At 55.4% G+C, this 25585-nt stretch carries 26 protein-coding genes and 1 pseudogene; 18 read left to right on the forward strand and 9 right to left on the reverse strand.

Features of this window, described 5'->3' with window-relative positions; translation table 11 throughout:
* Nucleotides 1-59: 59 nt before the first annotated feature.
* A complete protein-coding gene (gene nucS, locus ACT3RW_RS06095; protein ID WP_131087875.1) occupies nucleotides 60-755 on the reverse strand; it encodes an endonuclease NucS in 696 nt (231 codons plus the stop codon).
* A gap of 59 nt (nucleotides 756-814) precedes the next feature.
* Between nucS and ACT3RW_RS06100 the strand changes: the two genes are divergently transcribed.
* On the forward strand, nucleotides 815-1165 hold the full coding sequence (locus ACT3RW_RS06100) for a hypothetical protein (protein ID WP_131087876.1): 351 nt from the start codon (nucleotides 815-817) through the stop codon (nucleotides 1163-1165).
* A 29-nt stretch (nucleotides 1166-1194) separates the two neighbouring features.
* On the opposite strand, the gene ACT3RW_RS06105 is transcribed toward ACT3RW_RS06100, so the two are convergent.
* The gene (locus ACT3RW_RS06105) at nucleotides 1195-2511 is read right to left on the reverse strand and encodes an AI-2E family transporter (protein WP_444613149.1); all 1317 of its coding nucleotides are present in this window, start codon (nucleotides 2509-2511) and stop codon (nucleotides 1195-1197) included.
* Between the two features lie 161 nt (nucleotides 2512-2672).
* On the opposite strand from ACT3RW_RS06105, the gene ACT3RW_RS06110 reads away from it, so the two are divergent.
* From ACT3RW_RS06110 to ACT3RW_RS06135, 6 genes are all read left to right on the forward strand, one after another.
* Complete coding sequence (locus ACT3RW_RS06110) at nucleotides 2673-4370, forward strand: hypothetical protein (RefSeq protein WP_444613150.1); 1698 nt, start codon at nucleotides 2673-2675, stop codon at nucleotides 4368-4370.
* 5 nt (nucleotides 4371-4375) lie between these two features.
* The gene (locus ACT3RW_RS06115) at nucleotides 4376-5290 is read left to right on the forward strand and encodes a co-chaperone YbbN (RefSeq protein WP_444613151.1); all 915 of its coding nucleotides are present in this window, start codon (nucleotides 4376-4378) and stop codon (nucleotides 5288-5290) included.
* 120 nt (nucleotides 5291-5410) lie between these two features.
* The gene (locus tag ACT3RW_RS06120) at nucleotides 5411-6175 is read left to right on the forward strand and encodes an ABC transporter ATP-binding protein (RefSeq protein WP_131087880.1); all 765 of its coding nucleotides are present in this window, start codon (nucleotides 5411-5413) and stop codon (nucleotides 6173-6175) included.
* Nucleotides 6151-7716 (forward strand): transporter, encoded by a 1566-nt coding sequence (locus ACT3RW_RS06125; protein WP_444613152.1) that lies wholly within the window; start codon nucleotides 6151-6153, stop codon nucleotides 7714-7716. The genes ACT3RW_RS06120 and ACT3RW_RS06125 overlap by 25 nt, the downstream gene beginning before the upstream one ends.
* A gap of 224 nt (nucleotides 7717-7940) precedes the next feature.
* On the forward strand, nucleotides 7941-8192 hold the full coding sequence (locus ACT3RW_RS06130) for a DUF3039 domain-containing protein (protein ID WP_131087882.1): 252 nt from the start codon (nucleotides 7941-7943) through the stop codon (nucleotides 8190-8192).
* Between the two features lie 54 nt (nucleotides 8193-8246).
* Nucleotides 8247-10013, forward strand: coding sequence for a DEAD/DEAH box helicase (locus ACT3RW_RS06135; protein WP_444613153.1), 1767 nt, complete (start codon nucleotides 8247-8249; stop codon nucleotides 10011-10013).
* Nucleotides 10014-10161: 148 nt separating this feature from the next.
* Here ACT3RW_RS06135 and ACT3RW_RS06140 read toward each other — a convergent pair whose 3' ends face one another.
* The 3 genes from ACT3RW_RS06140 to ACT3RW_RS06150 all read right to left on the reverse strand — a co-directional run bounded on the left by ACT3RW_RS06140 (nucleotide 10162) and on the right by ACT3RW_RS06150 (nucleotide 12763).
* On the reverse strand, nucleotides 10162-10746 hold the full coding sequence (locus ACT3RW_RS06140; RefSeq protein ID WP_444613154.1) for a dihydrofolate reductase family protein: 585 nt from the start codon (nucleotides 10744-10746) through the stop codon (nucleotides 10162-10164).
* Nucleotides 10747-10830: 84 nt separating this feature from the next.
* The gene (locus tag ACT3RW_RS06145) at nucleotides 10831-11424 is read right to left on the reverse strand and encodes an isochorismatase family protein (protein ID WP_444613155.1); all 594 of its coding nucleotides are present in this window, start codon (nucleotides 11422-11424) and stop codon (nucleotides 10831-10833) included.
* Nucleotides 11425-11464: 40 nt separating this feature from the next.
* Nucleotides 11465-12763 carry a nicotinate phosphoribosyltransferase gene (locus ACT3RW_RS06150; RefSeq protein WP_444613156.1) on the reverse strand — a complete coding sequence of 433 codons (1299 nt, stop codon included), beginning with the start codon at nucleotides 12761-12763 and terminating at the stop codon, nucleotides 11465-11467.
* A 141-nt stretch (nucleotides 12764-12904) separates the two neighbouring features.
* On the opposite strand from ACT3RW_RS06150, the gene clpS reads away from it, so the two are divergent.
* From clpS to rdgB, 6 genes and pseudogenes are all read left to right on the forward strand, one after another.
* Nucleotides 12905-13189 carry an ATP-dependent Clp protease adapter ClpS gene (clpS, locus tag ACT3RW_RS06155; protein WP_262198000.1) on the forward strand — a complete coding sequence of 95 codons (285 nt, stop codon included), beginning with the start codon at nucleotides 12905-12907 and terminating at the stop codon, nucleotides 13187-13189.
* A 2-nt stretch (nucleotides 13190-13191) separates the two neighbouring features.
* Nucleotides 13192-13770, forward strand: a complete 579-nt coding sequence (locus ACT3RW_RS06160) for a DUF2017 domain-containing protein (RefSeq protein WP_131087888.1) — start codon at nucleotides 13192-13194, stop codon at nucleotides 13768-13770.
* Between the two features lie 3 nt (nucleotides 13771-13773).
* Nucleotides 13774-14697 carry a glutamate racemase gene (gene murI / locus ACT3RW_RS06165; protein ID WP_131087889.1) on the forward strand — a complete coding sequence of 308 codons (924 nt, stop codon included), beginning with the start codon at nucleotides 13774-13776 and terminating at the stop codon, nucleotides 14695-14697.
* A pseudogene (locus ACT3RW_RS06170) lies at nucleotides 14694-15488 on the forward strand (MBL fold metallo-hydrolase); the annotation flags it as partial. The gene murI and the pseudogene ACT3RW_RS06170, both read left to right, overlap by 4 nt.
* A 290-nt stretch (nucleotides 15489-15778) precedes the next feature.
* Entirely contained in the window at nucleotides 15779-16513 is a 735-nt protein-coding gene (rph, locus tag ACT3RW_RS06175) for a ribonuclease PH (protein ID WP_131087891.1), read from the forward strand.
* Nucleotides 16510-17145 carry an RdgB/HAM1 family non-canonical purine NTP pyrophosphatase gene (rdgB, locus tag ACT3RW_RS06180; RefSeq protein ID WP_131087892.1) on the forward strand — a complete coding sequence of 212 codons (636 nt, stop codon included), beginning with the start codon at nucleotides 16510-16512 and terminating at the stop codon, nucleotides 17143-17145. The genes rph and rdgB overlap by 4 nt, the downstream gene beginning before the upstream one ends.
* A gap of 76 nt (nucleotides 17146-17221) precedes the next feature.
* On the opposite strand, the gene ACT3RW_RS06185 is transcribed toward rdgB, so the two are convergent.
* From ACT3RW_RS06185 to ACT3RW_RS06195, 3 genes are read right to left on the reverse strand one after another with little or no spacing between them, the layout of a single operon-like run.
* A complete protein-coding gene (locus tag ACT3RW_RS06185) occupies nucleotides 17222-18976 on the reverse strand; it encodes a CotH kinase family protein (protein WP_444613157.1) in 1755 nt (584 codons plus the stop codon).
* Nucleotides 18969-19757, reverse strand: coding sequence for a polyphosphate polymerase domain-containing protein (locus tag ACT3RW_RS06190; RefSeq protein WP_444613158.1), 789 nt, complete (start codon nucleotides 19755-19757; stop codon nucleotides 18969-18971). The genes ACT3RW_RS06185 and ACT3RW_RS06190 overlap by 8 nt, the downstream gene beginning before the upstream one ends.
* Nucleotides 19754-20371 carry a DUF4956 domain-containing protein gene (locus ACT3RW_RS06195; RefSeq protein ID WP_262197994.1) on the reverse strand — a complete coding sequence of 206 codons (618 nt, stop codon included), beginning with the start codon at nucleotides 20369-20371 and terminating at the stop codon, nucleotides 19754-19756. Before ACT3RW_RS06195 ends, ACT3RW_RS06190 begins: the two co-directional genes overlap by 4 nt.
* A 329-nt stretch (nucleotides 20372-20700) precedes the next feature.
* On the opposite strand from ACT3RW_RS06195, the gene ACT3RW_RS06200 reads away from it, so the two are divergent.
* The 5 genes from ACT3RW_RS06200 to ACT3RW_RS06220 all read left to right on the forward strand — a co-directional run bounded on the left by ACT3RW_RS06200 (nucleotide 20701) and on the right by ACT3RW_RS06220 (nucleotide 24523).
* A complete protein-coding gene (locus ACT3RW_RS06200; RefSeq protein WP_131087896.1) occupies nucleotides 20701-21060 on the forward strand; it encodes a GntR family transcriptional regulator in 360 nt (119 codons plus the stop codon).
* A gap of 28 nt (nucleotides 21061-21088) precedes the next feature.
* On the forward strand, nucleotides 21089-22000 hold the full coding sequence (locus ACT3RW_RS06205; protein ID WP_444613159.1) for an ABC transporter ATP-binding protein: 912 nt from the start codon (nucleotides 21089-21091) through the stop codon (nucleotides 21998-22000).
* Nucleotides 21997-22692, forward strand: coding sequence for a hypothetical protein (locus ACT3RW_RS06210; RefSeq protein WP_131087898.1), 696 nt, complete (start codon nucleotides 21997-21999; stop codon nucleotides 22690-22692). Before ACT3RW_RS06205 ends, ACT3RW_RS06210 begins: the two co-directional genes overlap by 4 nt.
* Before the next feature lie 135 nt (nucleotides 22693-22827).
* Nucleotides 22828-23325, forward strand: coding sequence for a hypothetical protein (locus ACT3RW_RS06215; RefSeq protein WP_444613160.1), 498 nt, complete (start codon nucleotides 22828-22830; stop codon nucleotides 23323-23325).
* A 196-nt stretch (nucleotides 23326-23521) separates the two neighbouring features.
* Nucleotides 23522-24523: an exonuclease domain-containing protein gene (locus tag ACT3RW_RS06220; protein WP_131087900.1), complete on the forward strand. Its 1002-nt coding sequence runs from the start codon at nucleotides 23522-23524 to the stop codon at nucleotides 24521-24523.
* Between the two features lie 88 nt (nucleotides 24524-24611).
* Here the strand turns inward: ACT3RW_RS06220 and ACT3RW_RS06225 are convergent, their stop codons facing one another.
* Nucleotides 24612-25550, reverse strand: coding sequence for a hypothetical protein (locus ACT3RW_RS06225; protein ID WP_262197991.1), 939 nt, complete (start codon nucleotides 25548-25550; stop codon nucleotides 24612-24614).
* Nucleotides 25551-25585 lie beyond the last annotated feature (35 nt).

A 25585-nucleotide genomic window follows, 5' to 3' on the forward strand; every position in this document is an offset into this window, starting at 1 on the left:
AGCTTAGAAGACAGAACGCTCTGAGTCATCGACTGCGGGCAATTGATCTCAAAGAACGGTTAGAAAAGGCGTCCAGCGGAGTCATCGACACCGCGCATCGCGTCATAATCCAAAGTGAGGCAACGAATTCCACGATCCTCGGCCAGCGTGCGGGCCTGCGGTTTGATCTGCTGGGCAGCGAAGATTCCGGTGACGGGTCGCAGCAAGGGATCACGATTGAGCAACTCTAGGTAGCGGGTGAGCTGTTCAACGCCGTCGATATCTCCGCGACGCTTGAGCTCCACCGCAACGGTGGCGCCCTGGTGATCGCGCGCGAGGATGTCGACAGGACCAATAGGCGTCATGTATTCACGGCGGATGAGCTTATGACCGTCACCGAGCAAGTCAATCTGTTCGGCGAGCAGACGCTGCAGATCAGCTTCGACGCCATCTTTGATGAGCCCTGGGTCGGTGCCAAGAATGTGTGCCGAGTCGTGCTCAAAACTGTGGAAGTTGATGGTCAACTTGTCATCGGTCTTGGCGCTGGCCACGGTCCACGTGGCAATAGCGCCCATCGCGGCCGCATCTTCGTCCGGCTCAACCTCGTGAAGAGTCAACGGCGGGTTCATCCAGTTCAATGGCTTGTAACTACCGCCATCGGAGTGAATTAGTACCGAACCATCGGCTTTGACCATCACCAGACGAGTCGCCAATGGGAGGTGGGCACGAAGACGGCCCTCATAATCTACTGAACACTTTGCAACCACTAAACGCACTTCACACACTTTACTAGGTGGTTGCGTAATGCGCCGGGAGATACGGCATGATTAATGACATGCCTCGTTCAAATCGTCCACGCCGTCCCAAGAGTTCACGTCCGGGTAATGCGCGGAATCATGATGAAGAATCAGACTACGAAGCGGGCTCCGATGACTGGTTACAAAAAGCACGCTTTGGCGTGGTGCGACTGCAAGACGCCCCCGATGGTCAGTGGCACGTACGCAAAATCTCACCAATGAACGCGAGTAAGACTTATACCTGCCCTGGTTGCAATCGACAGATTGGCGTTGGAGTAGGGCATCTGGTGGCGTGGCGAGCGGACCACTGGTCCGGCGAGGACGCTGCAGCTACCGCGAGGCGACATTGGCATTCGCACTGCTGGGATACCCGTTCCTACCGTTACTAAGCTTGGCTGAAGTATCAGCAGACAAGTAACTAGCGGCGGTCCTGCCGTGCGATGAACACTTCACGCAAAAGAATCATGGCGCTGGCTGCAACCGGGATAGCCATCAACGCACCGGTGACTCCGGCCAAGGCGCCTCCGGCAATCACCGAGATCACCGCAACTGCACCTGGAACGGCAACGGCTCGACGCATGATGCGTGGGGAGACGAAGTAGGCTTCAACCTGCAGGTAGCCGAAGTAGCAAACCGCGTAAATTACCGCAGTCTGCCAACCCAGCGAGAGCGTCACCAAGGTGACTAAAATTCCGGCGATGACACCGCCCACTAGCGGTATAAAAGCGAGCACTGCGACAAGCAGGGTAAGCAAAGCAGTAAACGGAACGCCAAGTATGGTCATCAACAGCAGGGCAACCAATGCGTTCAGAACCGCCACAGTGGCCTGGCCCATGACGTAGTTACCTACCGAGCGGGTAATCCTTTCAGCTAACCCAGCGACCCGTTCTCGTTTTGAACGAGGGGCTAAGCGAAGCGAGAAGCCCATCATGCCTGGCAGTGAAGCTAAGAAGTAGATGGCCAAGACCAGAACAATCAGCACGCCAAACATCGTCTGTGCAACGGTTTGTGACACGCCGAGAACGCCACCAAAGACGTTGGTTACGGCACCTGAATCACCAAAGAACCGGTCAACCTCTTCCGTCACTCGTTCAGTGAGCGCGTACTGCGTATCAATGTCTTGAACCCATTGCGTGTTCAAGAAATCGGCCACGATCTCAGGCGCGCGAGCAATGAACGTGGAGATCTGATTAACCAGTGTTGGAATGATCAGCGCCATGAAGCCACCAAAAATGATCAGCATCCCCACCATGGTTGCCACCACTGCTAGCGGTCGAGAAAGTCCCTTGCGCATCAGGAAGCGAACCACCGGGTCCAGACCCAACGCAATAAACAGCGCAATGGCGATCCAAGTTAGTAGGGAACCAACGTTGGTTAGCAGGTAAAAACCGCCCAGCGCCAAACCCACACCGATCGTGGCCAAGAAGCCCATGGAGATCGGGTGCAACGAGGGGAACGGTTCAAATGTTTCTCCCGAATGGTGCTCGGGCTCTTCGCCCAGTGCCGCGGCGCGCTGAGGCACGTTAAGTAATTTGTTCAGGGTGGTGATCAGCCGGGGGACCAAACCGTCTTGCGCCGAAACAGTGTGCGGGGCCGTCGGTATAGGCCCAGTTGCCGAAGACGCGTCAGGAGCAGACGATCCAGTTGATGGTGATTCTGAACCGGATTGTGGCGTACTAACAACTTCGTCGGTCTCGTTGGGATCGCGGTGCTCACGCGGCTGATCTTGCTCCATGGCACTGAGCATATCGCGGTAATAAGATGATTTTGTGTTTCAAGACACCGAACGCAATAGCTAATGAGTCACTTCACAAGCGAAGAACGGAACCATGAATGCGCTGGACTCGTTAGACTTGGGACAGAACTGCTGTGAGACGTAGGCGAATAGGTGAACTCGTGCGAAAAGTAATCTCCGTGATCGCGATGCTGCTAGGGGCTGCGGCCCTTGTAGTTGGCATCGGACAGAAGACCTTTTGGGCCCCGCCCGAAACGGTCACCGCTTCCATGCCGCAACTGGACGGTGAGGCGCCGCTGACATTGATCGAGCCATCGATCGATGATTCCAAACTGGACCCCATAGATCTGGTCATTAAGGGCAAGGGTGATTTCACCGCGTCTCTGGGCCGTAGCTACGACGTTGACGCTTGGGTTGATAAGGCAGCGCACGTTTCGCTGACCGGTATCGATACCGAGAACCATAAGATGATTGCCGAGTATGTCAAGGGTGATGCGCAAGTACCTAACCCTGCTGGTGATGACATCTTCTTCGATTCCCAGAGTGCCGATGGCACCATGACCTACCGCTGGACTGCTCCAGACTCCGGTGATTGGTCACTGCTGTTGGCTGCTGACGGAAAGGACGCCGCTCCAGTGGATATTTCCGTAACTTACGCCAATGACGATGCAATGCCATTCGCATTGCCACTGATCATTGCTGGCGCACTGCTGTTGGTCTTCGGACTGGCACTGCTGGTTATGCGTCCAGGTAAGCCAAAGACCAAGGGTACAAACACCCAGCACTCGGTGGCTGCTGCTGCCGTCGTTGCTTTGGCAATTTCTGGCGTGACCCTGCCAATGCAGCCTTCGGATGATGCAAGCGCAAAGCCTTCGGAGTCTGCAGATGCTAGCTCTAGCCCAGCCTCCTCGGCTCCTGCCGATGAATCCGCTTCGGCATCTAGCAGCAAGAAGGAAACTACCGAGTTCCCTGTGCTGACCGAAGAACAGCTGAAGAATGTTTTGGCTGATGTGCAGAAGCAGGTCGCTGCTGCTGACGAGAAGAACGACTCCAAGGCATTGGAAGCTCGTACTGCCGGAGCCTTCAAGTACCTGCGTGGCAAGCGCTACGACATGCTGAAGGAGAAGTTCCAGGTTGATAAGCCAGAGGCCCTGAATACTCAGGTTTTGCGTTCGGCCGCTGTACCAAACGCTAGTGGTGCCAAGTTCCCTCGCGTAATCTCCGTGGTTACCGCAAAGGACAACGACGCCAACACCTTGCCACAGGCTTTGACCTTGGTACAGAAGAGTGCTCGTGAAAACTACCAGGTAGTCTTTGCCGGCCAAATGCTGCCAAACTCTTCCTTCCCAGGTATTGCTGTGGGAGATCCTGCTACCAAGCAGTTGACCGCTGACGCCAAGAACTTGCAGATGACCCCTGAAAAGGCACTGGACGCACTGGGCGATGTTTTGACCAACGAGAAGTCGAAGCAGGCGGACAAATTCGCTGATTCTGATTTCATCAAGGCAATCCATGCCGCTCAGAAGTCTGAGTCAAAGGATGCTGACCAGGCAAAGGTGAGCTACAAGCGCAGTGTCAACAAGGGTGATACCTACGTAGTATCTACCCCAGACGGCGGCGCCATTGTTGCTGGCAAGCTGGAGAACAAGGCAAAGTTCGAACGAACTGAAGATGCTGATCCGCTCAAAAGCACGGACAAGCTCACCCAGCAGTTGTTGGGTAAGAATGAGTCCAACGGTAGCGTAGAAAGCACTTACGCTGAACCAGTAATGTTCTACATTCCTGCTGATGGCTCTGACGATAAGATCCAGCTGATCTCAGCTGATCAGGTCCTACTCGGTGTAAAGGAAGTTGACTAGTACCCATGACTCAAGAGAACATCCCATCGACCCGCGGCGCGGTAGACCTGTCGGCCTTGGCTAACCAGGCCCCAAAGGCTGTTGACAGCTCGGCGGCTGCTACAGCTGCTAGCTGGACCATCAATGTGGACGAGGCGGCTTTCCAACAGTTTGTTGGCTTGTCCCAGAACGTGCCAGCCATCGTTTCTTTGGGTTCGCCTCGTGTCCAGGTGTCAGTTGATCTTGATGCACTGCTCACTCGTTTGGTCGATTCCAAGGGAGGCAAGTTTGTCCTCGGCTTGGTTGACGCAGAAACCTACCCGCAGATTGCTCAGGCTTTCCAAGCCCAGCAAATCCCGATGGTTGTTGCGCTGATCAAGGGCCAACCAGTTCCGCTGTTCCAAGGCCCAGCGGCCGAAGAACAGATCAGCCAGCTCTTTGTGCAGCTTGAACAGTTGGCAGTTCAGCAGGGTCTGAGCGGAACTGTTCCACCGTTCTCCGGAACTGCTACCGACACTGAGCCAGCACTGCCACCGTTGCATCAGAAGGCCATCGATGCCATTGATGCGGGGGACTATGCTGCAGCTGAAGCTGCTTATCACGAAGCGCTGAACGAGAAGCCAAACGACCATGATGCTCAGGTTGGTATCTATCAGGTTCGTTTGCTTTCACGCACGCAGAACCTTGACCTGAACAAGTCACGCGAACAGGCTGCGCAGAATCCAGAGGATATCGCTGCGCAGTTGGAAGTCGCTGATCTTGATGTCATCGGTGGCCACGTAGAAGATGCGTTTGCTCGTTTGGTGACGCTGATTTCACGTTTGGTTGACGACGAACGTGAACGCGTTCGCCGCCGTCTCATTGAGCTTTACGCGGTGGTTGGTAATACCGATCCACGTGTTGCAGCCTCACGTCAGAAATTGGCACGAGTGCTGTTCTAAGTCACAGCAATAAAGCGCCGCGGTTCAAAGAGAAATCTTTGAACCGCGGCGCTTTGCTGTCTGCGAGGATAACTCCAAAGGATGATGTGTTCTGACTAGGGCAATTGCTAGGCTAATTTTATGAGTCAGATCGCACTGGATATCCGCGGCCTCGCCAAGCAATTTGGCCCCAAAGTCGCAGTGAACAACGTCAACTTGCAAGTTCCCACCGGATCTTTTTATGGTCTCGTCGGCCCCAACGGTGCAGGTAAAACGACAATGTTGTCGATGGCCACCGGCCTGCTTCGTCCGGACTCCGGCCAGGCGCTGGTCAATGGTCTGGACATCTGGGCCCAACCGCAAGAAGCCAAAGCGACCCTAGGCGTGCTGGCCGACGGGGTGAGGCAATTCGACCGTCTGACCGGCCGGCAACTGGTCAGCTACTCAGGTCTCTTGCGCGGAATGGACCGTGCAGAAGTTGCCCAGCGCACCGAAGATTTGCTGCGCGTGATGGACCTGAGTAACGACGGCGACAAACTGGTCGTGGACTATTCCGCCGGTATGACCAAGAAGATTTCCTTGGCCACAGCGATGATCCATTCTCCAAAACTTCTAGTTCTCGACGAACCTTTTGAAGCTGTTGACCCAGTCTCGGCAGCGAACATCCGAGACATTCTTAACGACTACGTTGCCTATGGCGGTACCGTAATCGTTTCCTCGCACGTGATGGATCTAGTGCAGCGTATGTGTACACACGTGGCAGTTATCGCCGGCGGTGTGCTCAAGGCGCAGGGTTCGGTAGACGATGTCCGTGGCGGCATGAGCTTGGAAGATCGCTTTGTGGATCTGGTTGGCGGACGCGGAAATAACGAAGGGTTGTCATGGTTGCGCACATCCTCAAACTAAAACTGAGATTGCTGGGCAACGGTTTTAAACGCTCAATCGGTCAACTGATCGGTGTGATCATCGGCGGCGTGTACGCCCTAGGGATGATCACGATGCTCACCATCTTCGCCGTGGTCTCAGCCGGTGAAACCACTATTGCTTCCGAAATCAGTATCATCACTGGATCGCTTGCCGTGCTCGGCTGGGCGATTATTCCGCCGCTACTGACCGGTGTAGATCTGACTCTGGAACCTTCGCGCTTTGTGCACTTTGGTATTCCTCAAAAAATCTTAGGCCCGGCACTGGTACTTTCTGGCTTCATCTCTGTGCCAGCAATACTCACCATTATCGGACTGATCGGCGCTTCACTGATCTGGCGCCTAGAGGTTGCCATCTTGCCGGTGGCTGTACTGGCAGCTTTAGCTACCGCGGTGATGGCTATACTGGTTTGCCAGTACCTGACCATCATGTCCACCGCACTGCGTGCTAAGCGCCGATTCCGCGAGCTTACCTTTGCCTTGTTGTTCCTTGTACTCATCTGCTTTGGCCCAATCATTTCTTCAGTAGCTTCGGCCGCCCAGAGCATGATGGATTGGCTTGCTCCACTGACCAATGTTCTGTCCTACACCCCATTGGGTGCCGCAGCTGCCTTGCCAGGAGCGCTGGCCTCGGGGAACTATGCGAAGTTTGCCATCTGTTTGGTACTGGCCATCGTTTACCTCGGTGGACTTTACTTCTTGGTCAACAAGGCCACAGCAGAAGCCACGGTGACCCCGCCGCCCGAACAACGCGCTGCTAAACAAAGTGGCCTCGGCTTTTTCAAGTTCGTTCCTGCCACGCCGACTGGTGCCGTAGCTGCACGAGCATTAACCTACTGGTTCAAAGATCCGCGATATGCAATTGGTGTGCTGCTGGTGCCGGTTCTTCCGTTGATTTTCTGGTTCAGCGGCAATCAGTCCGGCGATTACACCATGATGTTCTTGACCGGACCGATCATTGGTATCTTGCTGGGCTTCTCAATTTCTGCAGATATCTCTTATGACAACACTGCTTTTGCGCTGCACATTCTTACTGGCGTTCATGGCAAGGCAGATAGGGCGGGGCGTGCCGCGGCCTGCTTCACCCTTTCGATTATTCCGGTGCTGCTGGCCGCAATTCTGCCTGGCGCCATTTCCGGCCAGAGCTGGCGAATTGCCGGGGACCTGGGGCTTTCCTTGGCCGCGTTGCTCATTGCGTTGGGAGTAGCTTCGCTGGCTTCGGCCCGGTACACCTATGCTGTTCCATTGCCGGGGGATAACCCCATGAAAACACCTCCGGGCAACGGAGTACGCGTGGCATTAACGCAGCTGGGAACCGTTGGTTCCATGGCGGTCTTGCTGATCCCGGTGTTGATTCCTTATGTGATCGGTTGGATCCAAAATTCTGCGGCGCTGGGTCTGGTGACCCTAGCGGTCGGACTAATCCTCGGAATGACGCTGTTGGTCGTTGGGATTATCGTTGGCGGAAAATGGTATGAGAAGCGGGCACCTGAACTAATGCAGGCTGTGATGCTGAACAAATAGCAGACTTGGTACCAGTACGACACGGGCACACCGATCAGACGCAATTTTTGATCGATGTTCCCGTGTCGTTTTTTGATGTTAAAACCCGGTGAATTCTGCGCCGTCCGCGCGGTCGAAACGAGGCAGGTGAGAGCGCCGTGAAGCGTGTTTTGGACGTGGAATGTGGACAAGCTCCCATGAGCTAACGACCCACGTACAGACCAATACGTATTAGACTTGAAGGCATGGTGGAACAGTCTGAAGAAACCCGTGGCGGCACAGCAACAATCGAACGTACCGAGACAACCCAGAGTGTCGAGGCCGGCGATCATGAGCGTTTTGCCCACTACGTCCAGAAAGAAAAGATCATGGAATCGGCGATGTCCGGTGATCCAGTGATCGCTCTGTGCGGCAAGGTCTGGACCCCAGGCCGTGACCCAAAGAAGTTCCCGGTATGCCCTGAGTGCAAGGAAGTTTACGAATCCTTGATGGGTTAGTGCCTAAGAAATACAGCACTAGTTCACACACAGCACGCGGCCGGGAAAAGGTATATGACCGAGACACTTTTTGATTTTGGTGACAAGCTTCCACTGGAAGACAAACTCCCTTTAGCGTATCCGGAGCGTACGGCCTGGGGCACCGGGCCTAAGCTTCGAGCTTGGCAGGCGGAAGCACTGGCTCAGTACTTTGATACTGAGCCCAAAGACTTTATGGCAGTGGCTACCCCTGGTGCGGGTAAAACCACGTTTGCATTGCGCCTTGCAAAAGTTTTGATTGACTCTGGCAAGATCAACCGCATGATCGTTGTTGCGCCTACCGATCACTTGAAAAAACAGTGGGCGGACGCAGCAGCACGCGTGGGTATCGCCTTGGACCCCAATTACAAGAACTCAGATGGACGCCACGGTTCGCACTATATGGGTGTTGTTGTCACCTATGCGCAGGTTTCGCTGAAGCCAGCAGTACACCGGGCAAAGACTGAGGGTGCCCGTACCCTGGTCATCATGGATGAGGTCCACCACGCAGGTGACGCACTGTCCTGGGGTGACGGTATCCGCGAAGCATTTGAACCGGCCACACGCCGTCTTGCCCTGACCGGTACACCCTTCCGTTCCGACGCGGCACCGATTCCCTTCGTTCAGTACGCTGACGAAGGTGATGGCATCCGCCGTTCCAAGGCTGACTACACCTATGGCTACGGCAACGCCTTGGCTGACCATGTGGTTCGTCCTGTGCTCTTCATGGCGTACTCGGGCAATATGCGCTGGCGTACCGCCGCCGGTGAGGAAATGGAAGCAAACCTTGGTGAAGGTTTTACCAAGGACATCACGGCCCACGCTTGGCGTACCGCGTTAGACCCACACGGTGACTGGATCCCTTCGGTGCTTCAAGCCGCGGATCGACGCCTGTCCGAAGTTCGTCGCACCGTAAAAGACGCTGGCGGACTGATCATTGCCACCGATCATGAAGACGCGCGCGGTTACGCCGCTCAGCTCGAAGCGATTTGTGGCGAAAAGGTCACCACGATTCTTTCGGATGATCCTAAAGCCTCGCAGAAGATTGATGATTTCTCGGAATCTGAGGCACGTTGGATGGTCGCTGTGCGCATGGTGTCTGAAGGCGTGGACGTTCCGCGTTTGTGTGTTGGCGTTTACGCCACGAGTACTTCAACTCCGTTGTTCTTTGCGCAGGCTGTTGGACGCTTTGTGCGTAGTCGTAAGCGCGGCGAGGTAGCCAGCGTTTTCCTTCCTTCCGTGCCAATCTTGATGGCCCTGGCCAACGAGATGGAAGTTGAACGTGACCACGCCTTGGACCGTGAAGGTTCAAAGGATGAAGACGGTCTTGATGACTCGCTTCTTGAAGCTGCCAACAAGGAAGACAAGGCCAGCGATGATCTGGTGCGCAGTAAGTTTGAGGCACTGAATTCTCAAGCTTCCTTCGACCGTGTGCTCTTTGACGGCGGCGAATTTGGTACCGGTGCAGATATTGGTAGCGACGAGGAACTTGGGTTCCTAGGCATTCCCGGTCTGTTAGACACCGAGCAGGTATCTGAGCTTCTACGCAAGCAACAGAACAAGCAGATCAGTAAGGGCGCTACCAAGCCTGAACCTGTCTCGGATCACCGACGGATGATGGATCTGCGTACCAAGCTTTCTAAGAATGTGTCCGCTTGGGCTGCTCGCACCGGAGCACCACACGGTCAGATTCACAATAAGCTGCGTAGCGTGTGTGGAGGGCCAGCAGTGCCTCAGGCCAACGCTGACCAGTTGCAAGCCAGAATTGATAAGTTGCAAGATTGGTTTGTTGGACGCAAGTAGCGCTTAGCGCAGATAACGCTCTGCGCAGACACTGACGTCATTTTTCCGGCCGCCCGGTGCATTGTAGAGATCGCATCCGGGCGGTCGTCTCTGCTGCGGCACTAGTATTCTCTGCATCATACGCAGGATTCATCGCAGCTGGTGCACGTCAGGACGAGACGCGGTCATAAACCAGAACCCGGACTCCGGAGTCGAGAAGTACCTCGCTGGTTGGTTGGTAGTCGTGGAACGCGAATGGGCCGTTGAACAATGGGATTCCCGAGCCGATAATTGAGCGGTTCACTTTCAGAACCAGCCTGTCGATTTCCGGTAGCAGGCTATGGGCAAGTGTTCCGCCACCGGCAAGCCATAGGTCTTTACCGTCCTCGGACTTCAACTCGCGTACCCGTTCAAGGCCACGTTCGCTGACGAGCTCAACACCAGGACCAACGCTAGTCAACATAGTTGAAAATACTAGGTGGCGAAGGTGCGGGTAGGCATCACTCAAGCCGGCGGCCACGCCCAACTCATACGATGATCGACCCTCTAAAACAGTGTCAAAATGCTCGCCCGGCGCAGACAGCCCCATGGCTTCACGAGCAGGCGCTGGCAAGGTTTCCGGGTAGTTCGTTACGATGAATTTGATGAGGTCATCGGTGATTGGGAAAAACTCTGAGCCGCTGGGGTCCCCGCCGTCTGGGGAAGCGATGAAGCCATCTAGAGTGGTGGCAACGTAGTACACGAGCTTTCTCATACGCAGTCCGTTCATCAACATGAAAAGTGTGCACCTAGCATGTCAATTGAACCGACGCTGGTCAATGGCTCATGGACTCTTAGGCTAGCTCGCACTCACAACGCTGACGCCTGCTGAGCGTAATTCTTCGTGGACGGCAGGTAAGTTTTCACCGTTCACGGCAGCGGTCAGGGTCGAGATGACAGTGGCTGTAAAGCCTCCTGCCACGGCTTCCAAGGCCGTGGCTCGAACACAGTGATCTGCGGCTAAACCAACGATGTCTACGGTGTCGATCTGTCGCGAGTGTAGCCACGGGGCAAGTAGTACGCCGCTTTCATCCGCGATATCGGCCTGCGTATCTAGCAGTCTTGCTTCAAAGCCTGAGTACGCTGCGGTGAAGCGGCCCTTGGCAAAGTGCGCATCCACGTTCAGCTGCGCAATCAGCGGATGCAACGCAGCCCCATTGGTTCCGGCAACACAGTGAACGGGCCAAGAGTCCACAAAGTCCGGCTGATCCGAGAAATGATCCCCGGGCTCAATGTGCCAATCCTGAGTGGTGATAATCGCGGAGTAACTCGCAACGCGCAAGGCAACATCCTTGGCGATAGCCGCAGCTACCGCGTTCCCACCAGCAACCGCCAAGGCGCCACCCTCACAAAAATCGGGCTGTAGATCAATGATCAATAGTGCTCGGTTCATTGCAGGCTCCTTGGCGGTGCGGTGGGTACTTTGCAGTTATTTAGGCTTGGATCATGATGGTCGGGATGACCGGTTCTCCACGCTGCAACTTGCGTGCCACACCAGGCAACTCCTGAATTGAAGTGCGGTGGCGTTCAGTAGCCAGCTTGACGCCCGAAGCGCCAGTGTAGGACTGATCAATTTCACCGTTTACAACCAGTGGTACTACCAATTCTCGCTCCGGTCCACCAGTGGTGTGCGAAGTTGTGGAGACAACCTCGGCAACTGCGCGCTGACGGTCGTTGAGCTGGCGCACTGCATGTTTACGTCCGCCAACGCTGGCCTTATTCAAGGCGGCCTTGGCCACTGGAATCCATTCGCCGGCGTCGTCTTGACGCGCCACCAACTTGTACACCATAGACGCAGTCGGATGTCCCGAACCGGTGACCAGTGCGGTACCCACCCCGTAGGAATCAACCGGTGCGCTAGCCAAGGCTGCGATGGCGTATTCGTCTAGGTCCGAGGTGACGGTGATCTTGGTATTCCAGTTACCCAGATCATCAAGCAGCTTGCGAACCCAGCCTGCCTGCTGCACCAGGTCACCGGAGTCAAGGCGTACCCCGCCAAGTTCCGGACCAGCAACCTCAACGGCGGTGCGCACACCATTTTCTACGTCGTAGGTGTCAACCAACAAGATGGTGTCCTTGCCCAAGGAAGCGACCTGCGCTTCAAAGGCGGCTCGCTCCGAATCATGAAGCAATGTGAAGGAGTGAGCCGAGGTGCCAACGGTCTTTAGCCCGTAGCGTGCACCGGCTTCCAAATTTGAGGTGGAGGTGAAACCAGCAATCATCGCTGCGCGAGCTGCGGCCACAGCGGATTCTTCATGGGTTCGACGCGAGCCCATTTCAATACATGGACGGTCGCCGGCCGAAGCAATCATGCGGGAAGCCGCCGAAGCGATGGCCGAATCGTGATTCATGATCGAAAGCAGATAGGTTTCAATCACGCAGGCTTCAGCAAAGGTGGATTCCACCGTCAACAGTGGTGAATTCGGGAAGTACAGTTCACCTTCGGCATAGCCAGAGATGTTGCCGGAGAAGCGGTAGTTTTCCAAGTATTTGATGGTCTGCGCGTTCACTACTTTGTTATCGCTCAGGAAGCGCAATTGCTCATCATCAAAGTGGAAATCTTTTAGGCCTTCGAGCAGACGACCGGTGCCACCAACTACGCCATAGCGTCGTCCCTCGGGAAGGCGCCGCGCAAATGCTTCAAACACGGATGGGCGGTGGGCCGCACCGGACTCGAGCGCGGCTTGAAGCATAGTCAGCTCATAGTGGTCGGTGAAGAGGCTGGTGCGCATGGGACGCTCCTGAGGATCGAAAAGGGTCAACGGTGGCGCTGGTGATACCAGCGACCGATTTTACTGTATAACGGCTCACGCTGAAGATGATATTTACCGTGTCCTGCGTGGCGTTGGCGATCCAAGCGTAAAATGGAATTCATGACCGCAATGCCCGATGTACTTCCCGAAATCGAAACCGCCGCCACCAATGAAAAGCCATGGCGCTTGATTGTGTGGAATGACCCGGTGAATCTGATGAGCTACGTGTCGTACGTGTTCCGTTCATACTTCGGTTTCTCTAAGGAAAAAGCCGAACAGCTCATGCTGCAGGTGCACCACGATGGTTTCTGCATGGTGCGCAGCGGTAGCCGCGAAGCCATTGAATCGGATGTGCAAGCGATGCACGGTTTCGGCTTGAACGCGACCATGACCCAGGGAGCCTAAACGTGGCCAAGGCCTTCAAATATGGTGCGCACGGTATTACCGGCACCATCCATGCACCTGAACGCAAGCTACTGCGAGAGCTGTTTAATGACGTCATCTTGATGCTTGAAGATCGCGCCGAAGTGCATCAGCTACCCGAAGACATTGATCCGCTCTACGCGCTGACCGGCATGCGGCCTGAGTCCATGGATCTTCCTGCAGTTGCAGATCCTGCGCTGGCCCGTCTGCTGCCGGATGCTAGCGAGGATCCGGTGGTTGCCGCGGAGCACCGTCGACTGACCGAAGCAGATCTGATTACAACCAAGATCGGTCAATTACGTGAAGCTCAATTCCTGATGGAAACTGACAAGATTGTTTTGAAAAAAGACAACGCTCAGCGCTTCGCCCAAGCACTTAACGACGTTCGTTTAGTTCTCTCTGAGCGTCTAGAGATCCGCAACGAAGATGATGCAGCCAGAGTTTCCGAGGTTCTTGATGCCGCCGAGGTGCAGAGCCCGGACGAATACTTGGCCTTGGTTTACAACTTGGTCTCGTGGATCCAAGAAACTTTGATCAACGCACTGATGGATGCGGAGCTTTAATCGATGAATTCTTATTTTGCCACCGGTCAGGTTTCGGCTCCCGATTCTGATACTCCGATTGGGATTTTTGACTCCGGTGTGGGTGGACTGACTGTTGCCCGAGCAATTATCGACCAGCTGCCTGGTGAGTCATTGATCTACGTTGGGGATACGGCTAATTCACCCTATGGTCCTTTGCCTATCGCGCAGGTGCGAGCCAATGCGCTGGGCGTTATGGACGAGCTGGTTGACGCCGGGGTGAAGCTTTTGGTGATCGCCTGTAACTCCGCTTCGTCAGCCGTTTTGCGCGATGCGCGTGAACGTTACACCGCGCGCTATGGCATTCCCGTCGTTGAGGTAATCCAGCCGGCCGTTCGACGTGCCGTAGCCGGTACCAAGACAGGCAAAATCGGTATTATTGGAACCCAGGCGACCGTCGGCTCCCGTGCCTATGAAGATGCTTTTGCCGCAGCTCCTGACTTGCAAGTGACTTCGGTTGCTTGCCCACGATTTGTTGAGTTTGTGGAATCCGGGATTACTGCTGGACCAGAGCTATTGGAGATCGCCCAAGAATATCTGGCACCGTTGCAGCAAGCCGGGGTCGATACGCTGATTTTGGGTTGCACCCACTATCCGCTGCTGACCGGTGTGATCTCCTACGTCATGGGGGACAGCGTCACTTTGGTTTCCAGTGCCGAGGAAACAGCCAAGGACGCATTCCGCGCATTGACCCGTCACTCCTTGGTTCGTGAAGACGGCAGCCCGGCGAGTCATGAGTTCCTTGCCACAGGCAACGCTGATAGCTTTGGTGTACTGGCTCGCCGTTTCCTCGGACCTGAGGTTTTGCAGGTGCGTCACGTGGACCATGTAGCCGCCCACTATCCGACCGGTGCCATCGCGCGGATCACTCCGCAGATGATTGCCGCGTCGAAAGCGAGAAACGAATGAAGCTGACCATCATTGGATGTACCGGGTCGTTCCCGGGACCGGGCTCGCCTGCGTCCTGCTACCAGGTGTCTGCCTTTGATGGCACCCGCGACTGGAAGATCCTATTGGATTTGGGCTCCGGGGCTTTAGGCGTGCTACAGCGCTACACAGATATCAAAGATATCGATGGGATCATGGTTTCCCATCTACACCCAGATCACTGCATGGACCTCTGTGGCATGCATGTGGCCATCCGTTGGGATCCTAATGGGTGGGGCCGAGACCGCATGTTGGTCCACGGTCCAAAAGATACCGCCGATCGTATTGAGACGGCGTACTCGTTGCCTGACGGCGACACCATGGCCAAGGACTATGACTTCCAGGTCTGGACCCCGCGCAAGCCGGTGAATATCGGCCCATTCAAGATCACGCCTATTCCGGTGCGCCACCCAATCGAAGAGGCTTACGCCCTGCGCGTGGAAGCCACCGAGCCTGGTCCTGATGGCGAAATGCTCACCAGCGTGCTGACCTACTCGGGTGACACCGATACCTGCGACGGCCTAGTTGAAGCAGCTAAAGATGCCGACATGTTCTTGTGCGAAGCAGCCTTTGAAGAGGGCCGCGACGACGCCATTGACGGTGTGCACCTGACCGGCAAGCGGGCCGGCGAAATGGCTACGGCCGCGGGCGCTGAACGCATGCTACTGACGCATATCCCGGTATGGACTGACATCAACAAGGTGGTTGAAGAAGCCAAGGGCACCTACGAAGGCGGCATTGCCGTGGCTGTATCTGGCGTGACTTACGGAGTGTACTCAGGAAGCCTGAAGCAAGATCAGGAACCAGTGCAGTTCAAGGGGGAGCGCGGCACCGACTACCTCAAGACGCGTACCGGTACCTTGCCAACAATTTCTTATGAAAAAACTCGAAAGTTCCCGTTACTCAAGCGCAAAAAGTAACGAACCCAGAGTACAAACAGCACCGCAGAATTGGACAGTCCAATTCTGCGGTGCTGTTCGTTTTCCACAAGCGAGGTGCATTTCACCGCAACTCTTGGCACATCGGCGCAACAGCTGCACTCAAGGGTGGTTAGGATGGAACTATGACTTTACGTGCTGACGGCCGAGGAGCCGCGCAACTTCGAGATATCACCATCACCCGCGGCTGGTCCGCTCAGGCCGAAGGTTCGGCTCTGATTGAATTCGGAAACACCCGAGTACTGTGTACCGCATCCTTCACCGAAGGTGTGCCACGCTGGCTCAAAGGCCAGGGCACCGGCTGGGTCACCGCCGAGTACGCAATGCTGCCTCGCGCCACCAACACCCGTAACTCCCGCGAATCGGTCAAGGGAAAGCTGTCGGGACGTACCCACGAGATCTCCCGACTCATCGGCCGCTCCTTGCGCGCAGTAGTGGACACCAAGGCGCTGGGCGAAAACACCATCGTGCTTGACTGCGACGTACTGCAGGCCGACGGCGGAACCCGCACCGCGGCAATCACCGGCGCCTACGTGGCACTGGCGGAAGCACTGTCGTGGGCTCGTTCCCAGGGCATCGTGAAGGCTAACGCCCAGGTGCTCACCGACTCGGTCGCTGCCATCTCAGTAGGCATCATCGACGGCACCCCAATGTTGGACCTGCCTTACGAAGAAGACGTGCGTGCAGAAACCGACATGAACGTCGTAGTTACCGGAAGCGGTGATTTTGTTGAGGTTCAGGGTACTGCCGAGGGTGCACCGTTCAAGCGTTCCGAACTTGATGAGCTGTTGGATCTAGCTTTGAGCGGAACCAACGAGCTGGCTCAGATCCAGCGCGAAACTCTGAAGAACACCAAATGAGCAAGCCAGTTCTAGTCCTTGCTTCGCATAACCAAGGCAAACTGCGTGAACTACGCGAACTGCTGCGCGGACAAGTGCCCGGACTGGATGTTGATACTCAGGTCATTGACGCCGCAACTGCCGGCGCAAAAGATCCAGTAGAAGACCAAGTAACCTTCCAAGGCAATGCGCTAAAGAAGGCCCGCGAAATCTCTGCGTCTACCGGACTCATTGCGCTCGCCGATGATTCGGGTTTGAGCGTAGATGTGCTCGGCGGAGCTCCGGGAATCTTCTCGGCGCGTTGGTCCGGTGTCCACGGCAATGATGAAGCGAATATTGACCTGTTGCTTGCGCAGCTTGGCGATATAGCCGCAGAGCACCGTGGGGCACAGTTTGTCTGTGCCGCGGCGCTGGCCACCCCGGCCGGTGACGAGCACGTTGAGCTGGGTAAGGTTGAAGGTTCGCTACGCACCGAACGTGCTGGTGAACATGGCTTCGGTTATGACCCGATCTTTGAACCTGTGGGTGCTGGCAAGTCGATGGCACAGCACACGCCGGAAGAAAAGAACGCGATCTCGCACCGAGCACGTGCTTTTGCAGTCTTGCTCCCCGTGATTGTCGAGGCCGTTGACAAAGCCTTGAAGCAAGACTAAGTTCTTAGCGATTCTAAGCAGTCAGGCCAGCATCCCTGTACCGGGATGCTGGCCTGACTTTTGGGAAAAGTGATGCTTAGGAATCAGTAGCTGCTGAAGTTGATGCGCTTGGTGCGGCGTCATCCTCCTCAGATCTTGGAGCGGTTGATGGCTGCTGGGTCGTAGATGAAGAACTATCAGCCGAATCAGAGGTGAAGTGCGTGCGGATCGAATCTGCTTCGCTGGTCACCGTCGTTGAATCAACCAGATCACTGGCCTCGCTGGTCAGCAGGTCGGTCCACTTTTTAAGAATTTCTTCAGCGGTTCCCGAGGCGTAGAGCTTGTCGGAAAGCTCAGTTTTTGCTGACTCATACTGCGCCTTGAAATCTTCATCAGCCAAGAAGCGGGTTACCAGCGGGTTAGATTTTCCGCCCATCTTGCCGCCGCCCTGGCCGCCAGCTGCTTTGTTATCGCCAGTGTCCGTAGACGTGGAGTCAGTGGCCTTGGAGTCAGTGGTTTTGGAATCATCTGTTGAATTCTGATCTGGGGGAGTCATGTTCCCACCCGGTGCACCACCGTCACCGTTCATCTCTGGACGCTGGCCACCACCGCCTCCACCAAAGGTGAGCCCGTCCGGCATGTCGCCATCAACCAGATCCTTGAGAACATCAATGAGCTTGGTGCCGTCCTCAAGCTTCATCTGTTCAGGCAGTTCCATACCGTCAGGAACCGTGCCAGCAGCAATCTGCTTCTTGGCATCCGCTAGCTTGAGTCCATCAGGCAGCATGCTGGTCAACAATGAATCGGCGTCCATCTTTCCTGGACCGCCGCCGTTTCCACCCATTGCTCCGCCCATGCCACCTGGCATCGAACCGAAGGATAGGTTCTGGTCCCACGCCACGACGGTCATCTTCTTGGTTGCCGTGTCGTAGCGCAAGAACGAGTTATTGCCTGGGCCGTCAATGTCATCTGTGTTGGAGACCAGATCCTGCATGGCCAAGTAGGTGGCAAATTGGTCGGTGTCGAGATACTCGGAGAGCTTGCTGGCGAAGTCTTCATCTGAAGAGTTATTCACAAAGTCCAGGAACGTGGCGATGGGAGTTAGATCATCTTCACCTGCCTCAACTTCGAAGGCTGATTCGTAGTCGCTTGCTGAATCCCCTCGGTAGGAGTAGTCACCGTCAGCATCTGCCTTGTACGTGATGCCATCACCCTCAAAGGTTTCATCGCTGTAGAGCTCATCGGACGGGTTGTCGATCACCAAACGCAGTTCAGCGTCGGAACCATTGAGACTGAATCGTGTGGCCGCGGCGTGCTCGGTGGCAAGTCCTGCCTCGCCGAGCAAATCAAGGGCTACGGCCTCATTGAGTGAGGATTCACTGGAGTTGGTGCGAACAACAAATTCTGTTCGCCCTGAGTAGCTTTGGTTCTCTTCAAATTTGTCCAACCGCAAAACCCACGGAAGGGTGGCAGCATCCGATGATTCGTCAGCTCCACGCAACGTGGAGTTGCCCTTGAGCTTCATGCCGACATTCTTGAAGGTCTGACCATCAATGGTCACGTCGGCCGAGATCCAGTCCTTCGTTCCATCAGCTGCGTAAGCCTTGAGTGCTTTGGTAATGTCATCATGCTCCGCGGTCACACTGATCTCGTGCACCGAATCGGCATTAAAGAAGGCTGATGTTTCGGTACTGATATCCGTGTTGACTACGCTTTGCGCTTGGGCAGTATTGCTGCAACCGACCAAGGCTAGGGCGCCAATGGACAATGAGGCAACGGCAGTTAAGACGCGTGGTGATTTCACGGAGAAACGACCTGGGGACTGCGCCCGATGTTTGGGTGAGTCAATCATGATGCTCCTGAGGATGCAGGGATACTGCGGTGGAAATTTTATGTGTGGTGGTGTTGTGCCAGCGGTTGGCTGGAAGATGCTTATGCAGCAGGCTCATACCGGTGGCAAACTTTGAGATCCGCGAAGGCCGGATTTGGCGGCTCCACAACAACTTGTCGGCAGGCCCAGCATTCATAGCTGATTTGGTTTCCACGATGATCTCGTTGCATTCAAGCTGGAAGCCTGACTTTGGATCCCGCCATACCAAGTTCTCGTCCACCGTCACCCGGCTATTGGTTTGTGGCAGATACAAGGTGGTACGGGTATAGGAAGAATCGATCACTGGTGTCAGTGCACTGGGAAGGATGGGACAGCTTCCTAGCTCGTGGTCCAAAGTCTCTTGAATGTAGTTCAGCGAATTCTCGCTCAGCGCGTCCCGAGCGATAAATGGATGCTCGATGCGTTCTTTGACCGTTTGTGCACGGGCACCTTCGGTTTTCACTTCCAGATAGCACTGCTGGGTATCCATGTAGCTACGAGTGCGTACCTTGAAGCGACGTCGACGCGGGTGGGCGGCTAGATGGAAGCTGGCTAGGTCAGGGGTATCAAAGTAGACCGAGGTGTAGTCCGATGACCGGCGTCCATCAATGGACAGGACCAGTGCTTGCTGGGCTAGGAGGGGAAGTACCTGTTCTGCCTGCTGCTCGGTCAATATGTATTTGCGGTCGGTGCGGGTTTGTAAAGCGGCGGCCTCGTTGAGCTGTTCAAGGCTGATGGTTTCTAGACTGTCGGTGAAATTCATCGTGCTTGCTCCGAAATAACTTCATGATTTTCGACCGAACGGGTCGAAGCTGAGGTTGGTAGCGCATCGTTGGCCTGTGAATAACGGACCTTGACGATGGTTTTGTCATTGACCAAGTCCAGCTGCTGAACAACGGCCTGGTGAATGGTTGCTCCACCGAAGAGCAGGCTCAGGTGGGCAAACATCTCAGCGTCGTTAGCGATAGCACGGTCCAGAATGACTTCTTGGTGTCGGTAGGTAGGAAGAACCTTGGAGTGATCGGCAATGAGCATGGCGATAAGGATGAGCGCGACCAAGGCCAGTGGCAGCCAGATGGGGGTTGGGCCCATGCCGGTGATCAGACCGATGGCCAGAGCTGAGAAGTAGTAGGCGATCTCGTGCTGTTCCAGCTCGGTTGAGCGTAGGCGGATGATAGAGAGAACTCCGAACAAACCCATGCCCAATCCGGCGCTTACGGTGCTTCCGGCCAGTGCAGTGGCGACGGCGAAAACACCGATGTTGATTCCGATGTAGGACACCGCCAAATCTCGGCGTCGGTGGCGACGAAGGTAGAGGCCAAAGGTGAGGATCAGAATGGCAGCGATATCGGCAGCGGCAAAGAGCAAGACGTTCATGAATTTCCTTGATGTTTTCGGAAGGGGGGCTGCAATAAGCATTGAATTCATTACTGTGTGATTCGTAGGACGACCACTTGTAGAACCTAAGGCACAGGTCAAAGGGAACTCTCGGACAAGAAAAATGGATTGTTTTACAGCAGTTAAAAGCGCGGAATGCTGAGGAATTTCAACGAAATTTTGGCTTTCGTATGCATTGATTATGAGAATGCCCAGAAAGGAAAAATGGGTCACGGCTTGCGCTCTACCAGAATGGGTTCTATGGTTAGTTGCATGAGTAACTAACCCACTAACTAACCTGGTGGGTTTGAGCACGGAGAGGGGCCAGCATGATCGATGATTCGAAACCGATTTTCATGCAGATCGCTGAGCTGATCGAGAACGACATCATCTCTGGTGTTCTAGCTGAAGAAGCGCAAGTTCCATCAACCAATGAGTTCGCGGCTTTCTACCGGATCAACCCAGCCACGGCTGCCAAAGGCATTAATCGATTGGTGGAAGACGGGCTGCTCTACAAGAAGCGGGGGATCGGCATGTTTGTCACGCAGGGCGCGCCACAGCGGTTACGCGAAAAGCGCCGCGAGAAATTCCAACAGCAATTCATCGCACCACTGACCGCCGAAGCATCCAAGCTCGGCATCGGCATCGAAGAACTGGTATCCATGATCAAGACCGGTTCAGCAGGCTAAAAACCATCACGAGGTAGGGAGGAACGGCATGACTCGATCAACAGCGATCGCCACCCGCGAGCTGAGCAAGACATATAAAGACGTACGCGCCCTGGACAATGTGACTCTGGATTTGGAACCTAACCGGATCTACGGGCTGCTCGGCCGCAACGGCGCAGGCAAGACCACACTGATGTCCATCCTAACCGGACAGAACTACCCTGATCAGGGCACGGCGCACATCTTCGGGCACGAACCATTCGAGCATGACCTGATCCTTTCGCGCATCTGCTTCATTCGCGAATCGCAAAAGTACCCCGACGATTTCAAAGTCCATCAAGCTTTCAAAGCCGCGGCGATGTTCTTCGAGAACTGGGACGAGCAACTTGCTCAAGATCTCGTTGAGGCCTTCGCCTTGCCTACCAAGCGCCGGATCAAGAAGCTATCCCGCGGTCAGCTCTCCGCTGTCGGCGTCATCATCGGCATGGCTTCTCGCGCCGAGATCACCTTCTTTGATGAACCGTATCTGGGCTTGGATGCCGTGGCACGGCAGATCTTCTACGACCGCCTGGTTGAAGATTTTGCCGAGTATCCGCGGACCATCGTGCTTTCCAGCCACTTGATCGATGAGGTGGCGAACCTGCTTGAACACGTCATCGTGATCGACAAGGGCCGGATCGTAGTGGACAGTGACTCTGAAGAGCTGCGTGGGGCCGCTGTTACCGTAACCGGCGATGCGAAGAGGGTCCAAGAATTCATTGGGGCGGCCGACGTACTGCACCGTGATTCACTGGGCGCGCTGGCCAGCGTGACCATCAAGGCCAAGCTCAGCGCGGACCAACGCGAACAAGCAAAGCTCATGGGGTTGGATTTGAGTCCAGTCTCACTGCAGCAGCTGGTGGTTCGCAGTGCGTTGAGCACCAACGAAGGAACTGATGAAAGAACGGAGGCACGAGCATGAACCGCATCATGAAAGTTGCGCGCATGCAGCTGATCAATAAAGCCACCTTTATCGGTATTCCGCTGATGATCCTGATCAGTGCGTTCCTCTTTACTGTGGCTATTTGGTGGTTGGTTCGCCGAAGCGGAGGGGACGGCGTGCTGTATGGCGGCGGAGCTCAGGCACCCATGTGGTACTTCCTGGCGCTTGGTATTCAAGCGCTGACGATGACATTCCCATTCTCCATGGCGATGAGCATCTCGCGACGTACCTTCTACTTGGGTACCCTAATGCTGTTCTCGGTCTGTGCCCTAGTACTCTCGGTCTTCTACTACCTCATGGGTTTGGTGGAAACCGCTACCGGCGGGTGGGGACTTGACGGACGATTCTTCGCACTGCAATGGATTGCCGACAATAACGGGTTCATCCAGATCATGTTCTACTTCGTGCTAATGGTCCTGCTGTTCATGGTTGGGTTCTTTATCGCAACCATCTACATGCGCTGGCGCCATGCCGGCATGGTGGTTTTCTTTACTCTGTTGGGATTGCTGATCCTGGGCATTATCGCTTTGTTCACTTTCACGAGCTTCTGGGATCAGTTCTGGAGCTGGGCGTTGACTTGGACTGCCGGGTCTGTCAGCCTGTGGGGTGCGCTCGCAGCTGTACTGATGGCTGCTGGTTCATATCTCACCTTACGCAAAGCCACCGCCTGATCGCTGGAATAGAACGGGTACATCAATTGCAATGCCCTCGCCACTGGCGGGGGCATTGCTCTGCCTGGTCTAAGAAACTCTTGTTACTCTTTGAAGACTTCGACAATGCCGCCGCTATCGCGTAGGAGAACCGCCATGAGTATCCAAGGAACGGGGAAGCGAGATCATTTGGATGTCTTGGAATTACGGCGCTCTTTCGGGATCAGCACCACTGAATTATGGCGGTACCTCGTTGACTCGGACTATCTAGATCAGTGGTTTGGAACCTGGCAGGGGGAGCCCGCGAACCGGCGGGTACAGGTCACGCTCAGTGCCGAAGAAGGCTCACCCACAGAGTCGGTGGAGATTGTTGATTGCGACCAGCGCGCCTTGCATTTGGAAGTTCGCACGGGCGAGGGCAACGAAATCTGGCTGCTGGAACTGCACATCGAATCTCGGGAGGAGGCGAGCGAATTGGTCTTCCGGATGCCCGGACTTGATCCGCAGATGGCCTCCTCGGTGGGACCTGGATGGGAATTTTATCTGGACCGACTGGTCGCTGCCGTGAGTGGAAAAGACGCTGTCCTTGTGGTGTTTGAACCTAACTACTATCCGGGACTGAGCGAATACTATAAGACGCTGTTCAACTCATAAACCACGCACCACTCCAATGTGAGATGCCCTGCCTTGGTAGAACCTCCCAGTTTTCGGGCCATGGGTAATACGCGCACGTCAGCACTGACATGCAAGGAAAACGCCGGCCGGGTCGATGCAACCTGGCAGATTCCCTTCGAACCTAGCCGAGGTCTTGAATGCCGAGTCTTGAGCTAAGGAGAGTAAGCTATTGGGCGTGGCATTGGACTTCACAGCAGTAGATTTTGAGACAGCAAACGGTTTTATCGGCTCCGCATGTTCGGTGGGTCTGGTCAAAGTCCGTTCAGGGCAGATCGTTGAAACCAAACAGTGGCTCATGAAGCCGCCTGTGGGCTTTGACCACTTTGACCCGCGCAACGTATCGATTCATCACATCACCCCAGACATGGTGGTTGATGCTCCGCGCGTTACCGAGCTACTGCCAGCGCTACTGGACTTCATCGGGCCTGACGTACTGGTCGCCCACAATTCCTCCTTTGATTCAGGTGTCATCCGTGCCGCGTCTGAAGCCAGTGGGATCCGCGTACCGGAAATCGCTCACCTCTGCACGGTGAAACTTTCGCGTAAGGCCTACGACCTACCGAGTTACTCACTGCCCTTCGTCGCTGAAGAAGCAGGGCACCCCATCGAGAATCACCACGAGGCGCTCGCCGACTCCGTAGCGTGTGCCTGGGCAATGATCGATATCGCCGAACGCGCAGGCTTTGAGTCACTGCTAGAGACCGCTGACCACTACGGTGTTCGCCTCGGACTGACCTCGGCCTGGCTGCCAGGCGACGAATACTCGCGGGCAACCCGCGACGCTCAAGGCTGGCTGGCATCGGGTCATCCCTTGCCTCCCCAAGATGCGTTTAATAATTGGCCGCAAGAAGGTCCTAACCCGACGCCAAACCACGACGCTGACCCAAGTCATCCATTGTTCGGGCAGATCATGGTGTTCACCGGCAACTTGGCATTGCCCCGTTCACAAGCCAAAGAATTGGCTGCGGAGAACGGTGCGCAAACTGCTTCGCGGGTAACCCGTGCCACCACGGCACTGGTGGTTGGTGACGGTTTTGTTCCTGAGGATCTTGCCAACGGCAGATTGACCAACAAGGCAAAACACGTACTGCGCCTGCGCGAAAATGGTCAGAAAGTTTCGATTATTTCCGAAGGCGAATTTATGCAAATGGTTGGCGGCTTCGGACTGACCGTCTAGTTCGCAACCCGTCAAATAATTTCAGCGTTAACGAACTGAAGGCCGGCTCAGTGAGCCGGCCTTCAGTAGTTGTGGACTAGCGCAAAGGCTAAGCGACTAGATCCATCCAACGATCGTGTAATTCAGAAATGATGTCATCCAACGCGCTGGCCGGACGATCTCCGACAGCTTCGGTTCCATAGATCGCAGCCAGCAAGGCTACGGCGTAAGCGTCAACCTCTGGATCCCGATCTTCTGGATCGGCAACGATCGACTCCGGAGCTGCCGAGACATCAGATTCCTCGGATTCTTCAACAGCATTCTCACCAAAGTAAGCGTCGTAGGCTGCTGAGGGGGACAGGCTAATGTTCTCGCGGATCTTGGTGACCACTTCACGCAGGGCATCAGCCGACGGTCCTTCAAGGCCTTCGAGCAGTGACTCCCACTCGCCAGCGGACTCTTCGCTGCGCTCGATCGCGGTGCGAAGAATCTTTGCCGCGGCCACAGCGGTTTTTGCTGCTTGAACGTCGTGGGTTAGGAAGGCTGCGGAACGAGCCAAGGACTCGGTGGTGCCCACAGGAACGCGAGCCAACAACGCGGTAATGGCTGCACGAGGCAACACACCCGTGGAGTCAGCACCCGGCGCTGTTGGGCGGCCTGGATGGCCCATGTCTACGCTGTTTAGCCCAGCAATGTTCTTCGGGTCTCCGTCGGCGATCTTCTCGAAGATCTCGACCTTAGGGAATTCCTTATCAATCCAGCGGCTCAGGGGTTCCGGAGCGCCGGCCGGGAAGGACCCGGTAAGTTTTTTGTAGCCGCGAAGTGCAGCCAGCCACATACAGGCGGCTTCATCGCTAGCAACACCGTCACGAGCCCACTCCAACGCTTCTAGCAGGCCATCGGCCATGTAGAGCGGAAGGATTTCGGTGGCTCCGGGATCGATGTCGTCACGGGCGTGGGTTGCGCCGTCGGCTAGGCCGAGCAAGATCGCAAACACCTTGTCTGAGTAGTTCTCTGGCAGGACTGCAGATTCACCGGTTTCATTCACACCTCTATTCTAATGTCCAAGTTGTCCCTGTTATT

This window comes from Glutamicibacter sp. AOP5-A2-18 (genome assembly GCF_052446055.1).
Lineage (GTDB): Bacteria > Actinomycetota > Actinomycetes > Actinomycetales > Micrococcaceae > Glutamicibacter.